The sequence below is a fragment of the Pseudomonas sp. BW16M2 genome, assembly GCF_014268865.1.
In the GTDB taxonomy this organism is placed as follows: domain Bacteria; phylum Pseudomonadota; class Gammaproteobacteria; order Pseudomonadales; family Pseudomonadaceae; genus Aquipseudomonas; species Aquipseudomonas peradeniyensis.
Genome location: NZ_JABWRI010000034.1, coordinates 53,549 through 67,098 on the forward strand (window position 1 = coordinate 53,549; position 13,550 = coordinate 67,098).

Below are 13,550 nucleotides of genomic sequence, written 5' to 3' on the forward strand. Positions count from 1 at the left end.
CATGATGAAAGGTGGCATGGCCGGCCTGATGAAGCAGGCCCAGCAGATGCAGGAAAAGATGCAGAAGATGCAGGAAGAGCTGGCCAACGCGGAAGTCACCGGCCAGTCCGGCGGCGGCCTGGTCAGCGTGGTGATGACCGGTCGCCATGACGTCAAGCGCGTCAGCATCGACCAGAGCCTGATGTCGACCGACGCCGACGACAAGGAAGTGCTCGAGGACCTGATCGCCGCCGCGCTGAACGACGCCGTGCGCAAGATCGAGCAGAACAGCCAGGACAAGATGGGCAGCATGACCGCCGGCATGCAGCTGCCGCCTGGTTTCAAGATGCCGTTCTGATCCGGCTCACGCTGCACAATGGGGAGCAACGGCCAAGCGGTCGTTGCTCCCTTCTTCGTTCTGTTTACCGACTGACAGGCCTGCCTAGATGAGCTTCAGCCCCCTGATCCGCCAACTGATCGACGCCCTGCGCATCCTGCCCGGCGTCGGTCAGAAAACCGCCCAACGCATGGCCCTGCAGTTGCTTGAGCGCGACCGCAGCGGCGGCACGCGCCTGGCCCAGGCCCTGAGCCAGGCCATGGAAGGCGTCGGCCACTGCCGCCAGTGCCGGACCCTGACCGAGCAGGAGCTGTGTCCGCAGTGCGCCGACCCGCGCCGCGACGACAGCCAGCTGTGCGTGGTGGAGGGGCCGATGGATGTGTACGCGGTGGAGCAGACCGGCTATCGCGGCCGCTACTTCGTGCTCAAGGGGCACTTGTCGCCGCTCGATGGCCTGGGGCCTGAGGCTATCGGTATTCCGCAGCTGATGGCGCGGATCGAGGAGCAGGGCACCTTCAGCGAGGTGATCCTGGCCACCAACCCCACGGTGGAGGGGGAGGCGACTGCCCACTACATCGCCCAGCTGCTGGCCGAGAAGGGCCTGGCCGCCACGCGCATCGCCCATGGCGTGCCGTTGGGCGGGGAGCTGGAGCTGGTGGATGGCGGGACGCTGGCCCATGCTTTCGCGGGGCGCAGGCCGATTTCGCTGTAGGTCCATGTAAAGCATCGCGGGGCAAGCCCGCTCCCACGCAGGTTGCCTGCGTGGGAGCGGGCTTGCCCCGCGATCATTCTGGACGCGAACTCAGTACTCGCTCAGGGAAAACTCGGTCAGGCAGAAGGTCGGCACCCCGGCCGCCTGCAGGCGGCGCGAACCTTCCAGCTCCGGCAGGTCGATGATCGCCGCCGCCTCGAACACCTGGGCGCCGGTGCGGCGCACAAGGTTGGCCGCGGCCAGCAGGGTGCCGCCGGTGGCGATCAGGTCATCGAAGATCAAGACCGAGTCGCCGTCACAGAGGCTGTCGGCGTGCACTTCCAGGAAGGCTTCGCCGTACTCGGTCTGGTAACCCTCGCTCAACACGTCGGCCGGCAGCTTGCCCTGCTTGCGGAACAGGATCAGCGGCTTGTTTAGCTGGTGGGCGATGATCGAGCCGATCAGGAAGCCCCGCGCGTCCATGGCGCCGATATGGCTGAACTCGGCCTCGACATAGCGCTCGATGAACTGGTCGGCGACATAGCGCAGCCCGCGCGGCGACTGGAACAGCGGGGTGATGTCGCGGAAGATCACGCCCGGCTTGGGGAAGTCCACTACCGGGCGGATCAGGGCTTTGAGGTCGAAGGTGTCGCTGTGCATGGGCGGGTATCCTGGAAAAACTCGGCGCCAGTATACCCTGTTCACAAGGCGATCAGACTTCGAGCGCACCACCGGCCAGCGCGCACAGCTGGATCGGGTCGAGGATGTGCACTTCCTTGCCCTCGGCCTTGAGCAGGCCATTCTGCTGGAAGCGGGTGAATACCCGCGACACGGTTTCCACCGCCAGGCCCAGGTAGTTGCCGATCTCGTTGCGCGACATGCTCAGACGGAACTGGTTGGCCGAGTAACCGCGAGCGCGGAAGCGCGCCGACAGGTTGACCAGGAAGGTGGCGATGCGCTCGTCGGCGGTCTTCTTCGACAGCAGCAGCATCATCTGCTGGTCGTCGCGGATCTCGCGGCTCATCACCCGCATCAGCTGGCGGCGCAGCTGCGGCAGCTGCACCGACAGTTCGTCGAGGCGTTCGAAGGGGATCTCGCACACCGAGGTGGTTTCCTGGGCCTGGGCCGACACCGGGTAGGCCTCGGTGTCCATGCCCGACAGGCCGACCAGCTCGCTGGGCAGGTGGAAGCCGGTGATCTGCTCTTCGCCGGCATCGCTGAGGCTGAAGGTTTTCAGGGCGCCAGAGCGGACCGCATAGACCGAGCCGAAATTGTCACCCTGGCGGAACAGGAACTCGCCTTTCTTCAACGGGCGGCCGCGTTTGACGATTTCATCCAGTGCATCCATGTCCTCCAGGTTCAGGGACAGGGGCAGGCACAGGGGGGCCAGGCTGCAATCCTTGCAGTGGGCCTGGTTGTGTGGGCGCAGTTTTACTGGCTCGGACATTTCTTTCGATCCTTGTGGGAAAGCACACATAAGCCGTAAGGATAACCTGCGGCATGGGCTGTAGGCCAGTGTGCGCATTTTTGGTGCACGCTAGCGGCGGTGCGGAAGGGGTGTTCCGCCACCGTTCAACTGTCCATAGTGTGCCTCGAAAGGCGGGCTGTCCATGCGGTGAAACGCCTCAATCGCCTCAGATCACCCGGGAGAAACGCTGGCGATTCTGCTGCGCGAGGTAGGCGTCGAATACCATGCACACCGAGCGCGCCAGCAGGCGGCCGGCCGGCAGGATACGGATGCCTTTGCTGTCCAGGCTGATCAGGCCGTCGCGCTGCATGGCTTGCAGCTGTGGCCACAGCTCCTTGAAGTAGCCACGAAAATCGATGGTGAAGGCTTGCTCGAACGCCTCGAAATCCAGTTCGAAGTGGCAGATCAGTTGCTGGATCACCGCCCGGCGCAGGCGGTCGTCCTGGTTGCACAAAAGGCCACGCTGGGTCGCCAGTTGGGCGGTGGAGAGGGTGTCCTGGTAGGTGGTGAGGTCGCTGCTGTTCTGGCAGTACAGGTCGCCGATCTGGCTGATCGCCGACACGCCCAGGCCGATCAGGTCGCAGTGGCCATGGGTGGTGTAGCCCTGGAAGTTGCGCTGCAGGGTGCCTTCTTCCTGGGCGATGGCCAGCTCGTCGTCGGGCAGGGCGAAGTGGTCCATGCCAATGTAGCGATAGCCCGCTGCGGTCAGCTGGTCGATGGTGGCGTGGAGCATTTCCAGCTTGGCCGCCGGCGCCGGCAGGTCGGCGCTGTCGATGCGCCGCTGGGGCATGAAGCGCTCGGGCAGGTGTGCGTAGTTGAATACCGACAGACGGTCGGGCTGCAGGCGGATCACCTCCTCGACAGTGCGGGCGAAACCTTCCGGGGTCTGCTTGGGCAGGCCGTAGATCAGGTCGAGGTTGATCGAACGGAACTGCAGGGTGCGCGCCGCCTCGATCAGGGTGCGAGTCTGCTCCAGGCTCTGCAGGCGGTTGACCGCGCGCTGCACGGCCGGATCGAGGTCCTGCACGCCGAGGCTGACGCGGTTGAAGCCCAGCTCACGGAGCAGGCCCATGGTCGACCAGTCGGCCTCGCGCGGGTCGATCTCGATGCCGTAGTCGCCGGAGTCGTCGTCCAGCAGGTGGAAGTGCTGGCGCAGGGTGGCCATCAGCTGGCGCAGTTCCACATGGCTGAGGAAGGTCGGCGTGCCGCCGCCGAAGTGCAGCTGCTCGACCACCTGTTTCGGGTCGAGGTGGCAGGCGATCAGCTGGATCTCCTGCTCCAGGCGCTGCAGGTAGGGCGCGGCGCGGCCACGGTCCTTGGTGATGACCTTGTTGCAGGCGCAGTAGTAGCAGATGTTGGCGCAGAACGGCACGTGCACGTACAGCGACAGCGGGCGCGTGGCGCGGCGGCTTTCGCGCAGGGCGTGAAGCAGGTCGAACGAGCCCACTTCGCCGTGCAGTTGCACGGCGGTCGGATAGGAGGTGTAGCGTGGCCCGGCCAGATCGTAGCGACGAATCAGGTCGGCGTCCCAGCGTAGGTCGTCGAGCATGTGGGTGGTCCCCGGATAGAGCTGCAGTGTCCGGAGTCTAGGGGCGGATGTAAGAAGTCGTGTTGATTTGTATCAAGGTGAGTTGGCGACCGTCGCGGGGCTGGCGTGGAGCGGGCTTGTCCCGCGATCAGTGTCCCATCAACCAGTGTTGATGCGGCCCTGGCAATGTCCACAGACCAAACAGGATCACGAGCAATCCGCCAGCCACGCGCACACTGCGCTTGCGCAACAGGGCGCCGACGCGCTCCGCCGCGAGCCCCGTGGCCAGCAGCACCGGCCAGGTGCCGACGCCAAACGCCAGCATCAGCGCCGCGCTGTGCAGCGCATCGCCCTGGCTCGCCGCCCACAGCAGTGTGCTGTACACCAGCCCGCACGGCAGCCAGCCCCACAGGGCGCCCAGCAGCAGGGCGCGAGGCAGGCTGGACACCGGCAACAGGCGGGTGGCAACGGGTTGTACATGGCGCCACAGGCCGCGGCCAAGCGCTTCGATACGGGTCAGGCCGCTCCACCAGCCGGCCAGGTACATGCCCATGGAGATCAGCAGCAGCGCCGCGATGACGCGCAAGCCGATGGCCAATGGGCTGCTGGCCAGCGCCACGCCGGCAAGACCCAGCAGCAGGCCGGCGGCGGCATAGCTGAGGATGCGCCCGAGGTTGTAGGCCAGCAGCAGGCGCAGGCGTCGACCGCGCTGCTCGGGTGGGATGGCCAGGGTCAGGGCGCCCATCAGGCCGCCGCACATGCCCAGGCAGTGGCCGCCGCCGAGCAGGCCCAGGACCAGCGCCGAGCCCAGGAGCGGAATCAGTTCAGGCACGTGGCGCGGGGTCCTTGTCGTCGGGCTGTTCGTCCCCGGGCTTCACGGCAGCCTGGTGGCGCGGGTCCTGGTCATCGAACAGGATGCTGTGGGCCGGGCCTTCGAGGTCGTCGTACTGGCCGCTGTCCACCGCCCAGAAGAAGATGTACACGGCGACGCCGACCAACAGCAGGGCGGCGGGGATCATCACGTAGAGGGCGGGCATAGCGGTTTCCTTTCGAGCGACGCCGGCTCGCGCGCGGCCGGCGCCGCATCGGCGGGCAGCCGGGTCAGGCGCAGGGCGTTGAGCACCACGATCAGCGAACTGACCGACATGCCGATCGCCGCCCACACCGGGGTGATCCAGCCGAGCGCGGCGAACGGCAGCATGAGGCCATTGTACAGCGTCGCCCAGAGCAGGTTCTCGACAATGTTGCGGCGGGTCCGGCGGGCCAGGTCGAAGGCCTGCACCAGCGCCTGCAGGCGGTTGGACAGCAGCACCGCGTCGGCGCTGGTCTTGGCAAGGTCGGTGGCGCTGCCCATGGCGATGCTGATGTCGGCGGCGGCCAGCACCGGCACGTCGTTGACGCCGTCGCCGAGCATCAGCACCTTGCGGCCCTCGCCTTGCAGGGCCTTGAGGCGGGCGAGCTTGTCATCCGGGCGCAGGCCGCCGACGGCCTGGTCGATGCCCAGTTGCGCGGCCACTTCGGCGACCATCGGCGAGCTGTCGCCGGACAGCAGCAGCGTTTGCCAGCCCCTGGCCTTGCAGGCGGTCACCAGGTCCTGGGCGTCGTCGCGCAGGCGGTCGTCCAGCCCGAACCAGGCCAGCGGGCCTTGGCGGTCACCCAGCAGCAGCCATTGCCCGCGTGGCTCCGGCACGGCGGGCACTTCGGCGCCGCTGAGGGCGCAGACGAAGGCGGCCTGGCCGATGCGTAGGCGCTGGCCGGCCAACTCGCCTTCCAGGCCCAGCCCCGGCATGCTGCTGACGCTTTCGGCGGCCTGGGCGGTGCGGCCGAAAGCGCGGGCGATGGGATGCTCGGAGCGGTTTTCCAGGGCGGCGGCCAGCGCCAGGCATTGGTCGCCGTCCAGCCGGCCCAGCGGGCGCACGCTGCGCAGGGCCAGGCGGCCTTCGGTGAGGGTGCCGGTCTTGTCGAAGATCACCGTGTCGATCTGGTTCATCCCCTCCAGCACATGACCGCGGGTGATCAGCAGGCCGAGCTTGTGCAGGCTGCCGGTGGCCGCGGTGAGGGCGGTCGGCGTGGCCAGCGACAGGGCGCAGGGGCAGGTGGCGACCAGCATGGCCAGGACGATCCAGAACGCCCGGGGCGCATCCAGTTGCCACCAGACCACGCCGATCACGGCGGCGGCCACCAGGGTGAACAGCAGGAACCACTGCGAGGCGCGGTCGGCGATTTCCGCCAGGCGCGGTTTTTCCGACTGGGCGCGCTCCAGCAGGCGGACGATGGCCGACAGCCGCGAGTCCTGGCCCAGGGCCTGGACTTCGACGGTGAGGGTGCTCTCGACGTTGAGGGTGCCGCCGGTCACCCGGTCGCCGACACGGCGTGCCAGGGGCAGGTACTCGCCGGTCAACAGCGATTCGTCGACGCTGGAGCGGCCGTCGAGGATCAGCCCGTCGGCCGGGATCACCGCGCCGGGCAGCACCTGCACCCGGTCGCCGCACTGCAGTTCGCCAAGCAGGATGCGCTCGCCCTGGCCGTTGGCGTCCAGGCGCAGGCACGAGGCCGGCAACAGGTTGACCAGCTGCGCGGTGGCCGCTGCGGTGCGCTCGCGGGCGCGGCGTTCGAGGTAGCGGCCGGTGAGCAGGAACAGGGCGAACATGCCGACGGTGTCGAAGTACAGCTCGCCACTGCCGGTGATCGCCGTCCAGATCCCGGCGCAGTAGGCCAGGGCGATGGCCAGCGACACCGAGACGTCCATGGTCAGGTGGCGGGTGCGCAGGTCGCGAGCCGCGCCCTTGAAGAACGGCGCGCAGCTGTAGAACACGATGGGGGTGGTGAGGAACAGCGCGACCCAGCGCAGGATGGTGTGCAGCTCGGGCGACAGGTCGATGTTGAATTCCGGCCAGGTGGCCATGGTCGCCATCATCGCCTGGAACCACAGCAGCCCGGCCACGCCCAGGCGGCGCAGGGCGCTGCGGTTTTCCCGGGCCAGCTGTTCGGCAGCCTGGTCGGGCTGGTAGGGGTGGGCGGCGTAGCCGATCTGGCGCAGCTCGGCCAGCAGTCTGGACAGTGGCAGTTGCTGGTCGTCCCAACTGACCAGCAGGCGGTGGTTGGACAGGTTCAAGCGGGCGTCGTCGACGCCGGGCAGGTTGCGCAGGTGCTTCTCGATCAGCCAGCCGCAGGCGGCGCAGCTGATGCCCTCGACCATCAGGATGGTTTCGGCCAGTTCGCCGGCATGGCGCACGAAGGACTGCTGCACGTCGCTGCGGTCGTACAGCGCCAGTTCATCCTGGAGCTGGCGGGGCAGGGCCTCGGGGTTGGCGCTGGTGTCGCTGCGGTGCTGGTAGTAGTGCTCCAGGCCACCGGCGACGATGGACTCGGCCACTGCCTGGCAACCGGGGCAGCAGAACTGTCGCGGCTCGCCGAGGACCACGGCGGTGAAGCGGCTGCCGGCGGGGACGGGCAGGGCGCAGTGGTAGCAGGGGGTGGGTTGGGTCATCTTGGTGCAGTCTTGTATTTTGAGATTGTCGGGGCTGCTTTGCAGCCCTTTCGCGACACAAGGCCGCTCCCACAGGGAATCGCATGCCCCTGTGGGAGCGGCCTTGTGTCGCGAAAGGGGCGCAAGGCGCCCCCAGCGGTGCGGCGATTCATTGCTGGTGCTCGGCACCTTGCAACGCCTCGTCCCCCAGCTGCAAGGTCACCCCATGCTCGACCTTCTCCTCCTCGAACAGTCGCCACACATGCTCATCCTGGCTGCCCAGCAGCTCGACGAAGCGCCGCCCCTGGACCTTGTCGTCGAGCTGGCCGACATAGCGGCCTTGCTCGGTACGGGTCAGCGGCACCTTGCGGTCCTTGTCCGGCTGGGTCGGCGAGATCAGGTTCAGTTCCAGCGTCTGCGGGTCGCTGTTGCCGGTCAGGCGCACCTCCACCTCGCCGGTCAGCTCGTCCAGGTGCACGCTGGCCTTGAGGTTGAGGGTCTGGGCCAGCAGTTCGCGGTCCAGCGAGCGGTTGATGCCCTTGCCGGCCTCGTAGTAGTTGTCGTTGACCAGGTTGTCCGGGTTGCGCACGGCGATGCTGACCATGGTCAGGCTCAGGCACACCGAGGTGGCCAGGATACCGATGATGATCCAGGGCCAGAGGTGCTTGTACCAGGGGCTGGCGGCGGTGGCGGCAGGCATTGTTCGTCTTCTCTCTCAGCGGATCTGTGGGCCGATGAAACGGCTCTTGGCTTCAACCTGGCTGGCGCTGTCGTCGGCGTCCTTGAGGATGAAGGTGACTTCGTTGGTGGTCGAGGGCAGCTGTTCCGGGGCAACCGACAACTGCACCGGCAGGTTGATGATGTCGCCAGCGGCCACGCGGATCTCGCGCTGGCCTTCGAGCTTGAGGTCGGGCAGGCCGGCGGCATCGAGCACGTAGACATGGTCGCGCTGATCCTTGTTCATCACCTTCAGGCTGTAGACGTTCTCGATCCGGCCCTGGGCGTTCTCGCGGTACAGCACGCGGTCCTTGGCCACGTCGAAGCCGATCAGCGAGCGGGTGGCGAAGGCGGTGACCAGGGCGCCGATCATCACCAGCAGCACCAGGGCGTAGCTGATCAGACGCGGGCGCAGCATGTGGGTCTTCTGCCCGGACAGGTTGTGCTCGGTGGTGTAGCTGATCAGGCCCTTGGGGTAGTTCATCTTGTCCATGATGCTGTCGCAGGCATCGATGCAGGCGGCGCAGCCGATGCACTCGATCTGCAGGCCGTCACGGATGTCGATGCCGGTGGGGCAGACCTGCACGCACATGGTGCAGTCGATGCAGTCGCCCAGGCCCTTGGCCTTGTAGTCGATGTCCTTCTTGCGTGGGCCGCGGGTCTCGCCGCGGCGCGGATCGTAGGAGACGATCAGGGTGTCCTTGTCGAACATCACGCTCTGGAAGCGCGCATACGGGCACATGTAGATGCACACCTGTTCGCGCAGCCAGCCGGCGTTACCATAGGTGGCCAGGGTGAAGAAGCCGACCCAGAAGTAGGCCCAGCCATCGGCCTGGCCGGTAAAGAACTCGATGGCCAGTTCGCGGATCGGCGCGAAGTAGCCGACGAAGGTCATGCCGGTGACGAAGCCGATCAGCAGCCACAGGCTGTGCTTGGCCAGCTTGCGCAGGAACTTGTTGGCGCTCATGGGCGCCTTGTCCAGCTTCATGCGCTGGTTGCGGTCGCCTTCGGTGACTTTCTCGCACCACATGAACACCCAGGTCCACACGCTCTGCGGGCAGGTGTAGCCGCACCAGACCCGGCCGGCGTACACGGTGATGAAGAACAGGCCAAAGGCGGCGACGATCAGGATGCCCGAGAGCAGGATGAAGTCCTGGGGCCAGATGGTGGCACCGAAGATGTAGAACTTGCGCTCGGGCAGGTTCCACCAGACGGCCTGGTGGCCACCCCAGTTCAGCCAGACGGTACCGAAGTACAGCAGGAACAGTACAGCGCCACCGACCATCCGCAGCCTGCGGAAGATGCCGGTGAAGGCGCGGGTGTAGATTTTTTCGCGCGAGGCGTAGAGGTCGACGGAATCCTTCCCTTTGCTGGCAGGCGGGGTGACGTCATGTACCGGAATTTGCTTGCTCATCATCAAGTCCCACGGCAGTGGAGAAATGCCGCGGCCAGTGCGTGCCGGCCGCAGTCTCGCGCGTTCTGCTAGCGCTCTGCGGCCCATGATACGCCTGAGATGGCATGCCTGGGGCGCGCTGCGACACTTCGTCGCGTTGGGTTGTCGATGGGAATCGTGATATGGCAGCTGTCAATTGATCCAGGTCAGTCGTGGTTCGTTTTGGTCCCGCTGAAACAACTGTGGGAGCGGGCTGGCCCCGCGATGGTCGCGAAGCTGACGACGCCATCGCGGGGCCAGCCCGCTCCCACGGTTCAACCTGTCACTCGGTCTTTGGTGCCTGCTGCTCCTGATGCGACAGGCTGTAGACGTAGGCCGCCAGCAGGTGGACCTTGTCGTTGCCCTGCATCTGCGCCTGGGCTGGCATCTGACCCTGGCGGCCATAGCGGATGGTCTGCTGCAGCTGGGCGAAGCTCGAACCGTAGATGAACGCCTGCGGATGGGTCAGGTTCGGCGCGCCCATGGCCGGGGTGCCCTTGCCTTCAGGCCCGTGGCAGGCCACGCAGTTGGTGGCGAAGATCTGCTGGCCCTTGGCCGGGTCGGCCTTGGCGTCCTCGGGCAGCTTGCGCCCGTCCAGGTTGGTCAGCACAAAGGCCGCCACATCCGCCACGCCCTGCTCGCCGATCACCGTGGCCCAGCCCGGCATCACGCCGTGGCGACCGTTCATGATGGTGGTCTTGATGGTCTCCGGCTCACCGCCCCAGCGCCAGTCGTTGTCGGTCAGGTTGGGGAAGCCGTAGGCGCCGCGGGCGTCGGAGCCGTGGCACACCGAGCAGTTGGAGGCGAACAGGCGCGCGCCCATCTTCAGGGCCTGCGGATCCTTGGCCACATCCTCCAGCGGCATGGCGGCGAACTTGGCGAAGATCGGCCCGAAACGGGCGTCGGCCTTGGCCATTTCCTTTTCCCACTCGTGCACGCCAGTCCAGCCGGCCTGGCCGTTGGAGAACTCGGTCTTCTTGTCGTTGTCGACGTAGGCGTAGCCCGGCAGGATGCCTTTCCAGTTGCCCAGGCCCGGGTACAGCACCAGGTAGCCGAGGGCGAAGACCACGGTGCCGACGAACAGCCAGAACCACCATTTCGGCAGCGGGTTGTCGTACTCCTCGATGCCGTCGAAGGCGTGGCCGACGACTTCGTCGGTGATTTCCTCGCGCTGGCCCTTGCGGGTCGACAGCAGCAGCCAGGTCAAGGCGAAGATGGTGCCCAGGGTCAGGACGGTGACGTACAGACTCCAGAAGGTTGTCATTGTTGTTTGCTCCTAGAAGCTTTTGCTTGCTCGACGTGCCGGGTGGCGTCTGGATCGTCCGCGAACGGCAGTTGCGTCGCTTCGTCGAATTCCTGCTTGCGCCGCGGGCTGAACACCCACAGCGCCAGGCCCACGAAGGCCACCAGCACCACGACGGTGCCCAGGCCGCGAATCATCCCGATATCCATCAGCGTCACCGTTTGCTTTTGATGAGGGTGCCAAGGCCTTGCAGGTACGCGACGATGGCGTCCATCTCGGTCTTGCCCTTGACCGCGTCGCGGGCGCCGGCGATGTCTTCGTCGGTGTACGGCGTGCCCAGGGTGCGCAGCACTTCCATCTTCTTGGCGGTGTCCTTGCCGTCGAGCTTGTTTTCCACCAGCCACGGGTACGACGGCATCTTCGATTCCGGTACCACGTTGCGCGGGTTGTACAGGTGGGCGCGGTGCCAGTCGTCCGAGTAGCGGCCGCCGACCCGGGCCAGGTCCGGGCCGGTGCGCTTGGAGCCCCACAGGAACGGGTGGTCCCACACGCTTTCGCCGGCCACCGAGTAGTGGCCATAGCGTTCGGTCTCGGCGCGGAACGGCCGGATCATCTGCGAGTGGCAGCCCACGCAGCCTTCGCGGATGTAGATGTCGCGGCCTTCGAGCTCCAGCGCGGTACGCGGCTTCATGCCCTCGACCGGCTTGTTGGTGACGTCCTGGAAGAACAGCGGGACGATCTGCGTGAGGCCACCGACGCTGACGGCGATGACCATGAAGAAGGCCATCAGGCCGATATTCTTCTCGACTGCTTCATGCTTCATCAGTGGGCTCCCACGACGACGATCTTGGCGGCTTCCTCAGCCTGAACCGGGTTGGCGGCGCGCACGGTACGGAACACGTTGTAGGCCATCAGCAGCATGCCGGAGGCGAAGAACGCACCGCCCAGGGCGCGGACGATGAAGCCCGGGTGGCTGGCCTGCAGGGCTTCGACGAAGGAGTAGGTGAGGGTGCCGTCGTCGTTGATGGCGCGCCACATCAGGCCCTGGGTGATGCCGTTGACCCACATCGAGGCGATGTACAGCACGGTGCCGATGGTGGCCAGCCAGAAGTGCGCGTTGATCAGGCCGACGCTGTGCATCTGATCGCGGCCGTAGAGTTTCGGGATCATGTGGTAGACCGCGCCGATCGAGATCATCGCCACCCAGCCGAGGGCGCCGGCGTGGACGTGGCCGATGGTCCAGTCGGTGTAGTGCGACAGCGAGTTGACCGTCTTGATGGCCATCATCGGGCCTTCGAAGGTGGACATGCCGTAGAACGCCAGCGAGACGACCAGGAAGCGCAGGATCGGGTCGGTGCGCAACTTATGCCAGGCGCCCGAGAGGGTCATCATGCCGTTGATCATGCCGCCCCAGCTCGGTGCCAGGAGGATGATCGACATCACCATGCCCAGCGACTGCGCCCAGTCCGGCAGCGCGGTGTAGTGCAGGTGGTGCGGGCCTGCCCAGATGTACAGGGTGATCAGCGCCCAGAAGTGCACGATCGACAGGCGATAGGAGTAGATCGGGCGTTCGGCCTGCTTGGGCACGAAGTAGTACATCATCCCGAGGAAGCCGGTGGTGAGGAAGAAGCCCACGGCGTTGTGCCCGTACCACCACTGGATCATCGCGTCGGTGGCGCCAGCGTAGGCCGAGTAGGACTTGAACAGGCTCACCGGCAGGGAGATGTGGTTGACGATGTGCAGCATCGCGGTAACCACGATGAACGCGCCGTAGAACCAGTTGCCGACATAGATGTGCTTGGTCTTGCGCTTGACGATGGTGCCGAAGAACACCAGGGCGTAGGTGACCCAGACGATGGCCAGCAGGATCGCCAGCGGCCACTCGAGCTCGGCGTATTCCTTGGTGGTGGTGAAGCCCATCGGCAGGGTGATCAGCGCGCCGACGATCACCGCCTGCCAACCCCAGAAGGTGAAGGCGGCCATGCTGTCGGAGATCAGCCGGGTCTGGCAGGTGCGCTGCACCACGTAGTAGCTGGTGCCGAACAGGGCACAGCCACCGAAGGCGAAGATCACCAGGTTAGTGTGCAGTGGGCGCAGGCGGCCGAAGCTCGTCCATGGCAGGTCCAGGTTGAGCTGGGGCCATACCAGTTGCGAGGCGATGAAGACGCCGAGCCCCATGCCAAGGATCCCCCAGACCACCGTCATGATGGCGAACTGGCGGACGACCTTATAGTTATAAGCAGTCGGACTGATTGCAGTGCTCATTCTAAGGTTCCACGGTTTGGGTGTTCTTGTTGGTTGGTAAATCGGCGCCAGTATCGATAACCACCAGGGTTATGGCAACGCAAGGAAACCTGCGCCGACCCGTGTCCAGACCCTTTTCACCGCCGTCCCGCGGCTCTTGGGCTGGATGATTGTACACAAATAAATATTTGTAATGTGTACCGTTTTCCATGTTTTTCTGATCGTTCGGTCAAGCTTTTTAATCGGGGACGGGCACGCAAGGCGTCATCCCAAAGCCGCAGGCTCGTGAGCGTGGAGTCGATGCGTGATGTCAGGCTGTGCACCACGTCTGTTCCGGTCGCTGCGAGCGGAGCCACTGTGGCAACAAGCTTAGTTGTGTTCGGAGGGGGTGCAAGGCGGGGAGGGGCGAGGGAGGGAATCGTGGGGGGGGGGGGGGGGGGGG

Annotated in this window: 14 protein-coding genes; 2 read left to right on the plus strand and 12 right to left on the minus strand. The window is 65.9% G+C overall.

All coding sequences use genetic code 11. From position 1 onward, the window contains the following. The first annotated feature begins 1 nt into the window (after position 1). A complete protein-coding gene (locus tag HU735_RS23160) occupies positions 2-337 on the plus strand; it encodes a YbaB/EbfC family nucleoid-associated protein (RefSeq protein ID WP_011533041.1) in 336 nt (111 codons plus the stop codon). 88 nt (positions 338-425) lie between these two features. Continuing rightward, positions 426-1,028, plus strand: a complete 603-nt coding sequence (gene recR, locus HU735_RS23165) for a recombination mediator RecR (RefSeq protein WP_028692866.1) — start codon at positions 426-428, stop codon at positions 1,026-1,028. Positions 1,029-1,118: 90 nt separating this feature from the next. On the opposite strand, the gene HU735_RS23170 is transcribed toward recR, so the two are convergent. The 12 genes from HU735_RS23170 to ccoN form a co-directional block, all read right to left on the minus strand. After that, positions 1,119-1,667 (minus strand): adenine phosphoribosyltransferase, encoded by a 549-nt coding sequence (locus HU735_RS23170; protein ID WP_038705708.1) that lies wholly within the window; start codon positions 1,665-1,667, stop codon positions 1,119-1,121. 52 nt (positions 1,668-1,719) lie between these two features. Beyond that, positions 1,720-2,454 (minus strand): Crp/Fnr family transcriptional regulator FnrA, encoded by a 735-nt coding sequence (gene fnrA, locus HU735_RS23175; protein ID WP_186715618.1) that lies wholly within the window; start codon positions 2,452-2,454, stop codon positions 1,720-1,722. Positions 2,455-2,641: 187 nt separating this feature from the next. Continuing rightward, positions 2,642-4,024: an oxygen-independent coproporphyrinogen III oxidase gene (gene hemN, locus HU735_RS23180; RefSeq protein ID WP_186715619.1), complete on the minus strand. Its 1,383-nt coding sequence runs from the start codon at positions 4,022-4,024 to the stop codon at positions 2,642-2,644. Positions 4,025-4,151: 127 nt separating this feature from the next. Further along, the gene (locus HU735_RS23185; protein ID WP_186715620.1) at positions 4,152-4,835 is read right to left on the minus strand and encodes a sulfite exporter TauE/SafE family protein; all 684 of its coding nucleotides are present in this window, start codon (positions 4,833-4,835) and stop codon (positions 4,152-4,154) included. Beyond that, complete coding sequence (gene ccoS, locus HU735_RS23190; protein WP_050706577.1) at positions 4,828-5,040, minus strand: cbb3-type cytochrome oxidase assembly protein CcoS; 213 nt, start codon at positions 5,038-5,040, stop codon at positions 4,828-4,830. Before ccoS ends, HU735_RS23185 begins: the two co-directional genes overlap by 8 nt. Next, complete coding sequence (locus HU735_RS23195) at positions 5,022-7,493, minus strand: heavy metal translocating P-type ATPase (protein ID WP_186715621.1); 2,472 nt, start codon at positions 7,491-7,493, stop codon at positions 5,022-5,024. Before HU735_RS23195 ends, ccoS begins: the two co-directional genes overlap by 19 nt. Positions 7,494-7,641: 148 nt before the next feature. After that, a complete protein-coding gene (locus HU735_RS23200; protein WP_186715623.1) occupies positions 7,642-8,172 on the minus strand; it encodes a FixH family protein in 531 nt (176 codons plus the stop codon). Between the two features lie 15 nt (positions 8,173-8,187). After that, positions 8,188-9,603 (minus strand): cytochrome c oxidase accessory protein CcoG, encoded by a 1,416-nt coding sequence (gene ccoG / locus HU735_RS23205; RefSeq protein ID WP_186715625.1) that lies wholly within the window; start codon positions 9,601-9,603, stop codon positions 8,188-8,190. Positions 9,604-9,904: 301 nt separating this feature from the next. Next, positions 9,905-10,885 (minus strand): cytochrome-c oxidase, cbb3-type subunit III, encoded by a 981-nt coding sequence (gene ccoP / locus HU735_RS23210; RefSeq protein ID WP_186715627.1) that lies wholly within the window; start codon positions 10,883-10,885, stop codon positions 9,905-9,907. Then, positions 10,882-11,073 (minus strand): cbb3-type cytochrome c oxidase subunit 3, encoded by a 192-nt coding sequence (locus HU735_RS23215; RefSeq protein ID WP_186715629.1) that lies wholly within the window; start codon positions 11,071-11,073, stop codon positions 10,882-10,884. The genes ccoP and HU735_RS23215 overlap by 4 nt, the downstream gene beginning before the upstream one ends. Positions 11,074-11,078: 5 nt before the next feature. Next, the gene (gene ccoO, locus HU735_RS23220) at positions 11,079-11,687 is read right to left on the minus strand and encodes a cytochrome-c oxidase, cbb3-type subunit II (RefSeq protein ID WP_186715631.1); all 609 of its coding nucleotides are present in this window, start codon (positions 11,685-11,687) and stop codon (positions 11,079-11,081) included. After that, positions 11,687-13,129, minus strand: a complete 1,443-nt coding sequence (gene ccoN, locus HU735_RS23225; RefSeq protein WP_186715633.1) for a cytochrome-c oxidase, cbb3-type subunit I — start codon at positions 13,127-13,129, stop codon at positions 11,687-11,689. Before ccoN ends, ccoO begins: the two co-directional genes overlap by 1 nt. Positions 13,130-13,550 lie beyond the last annotated feature (421 nt).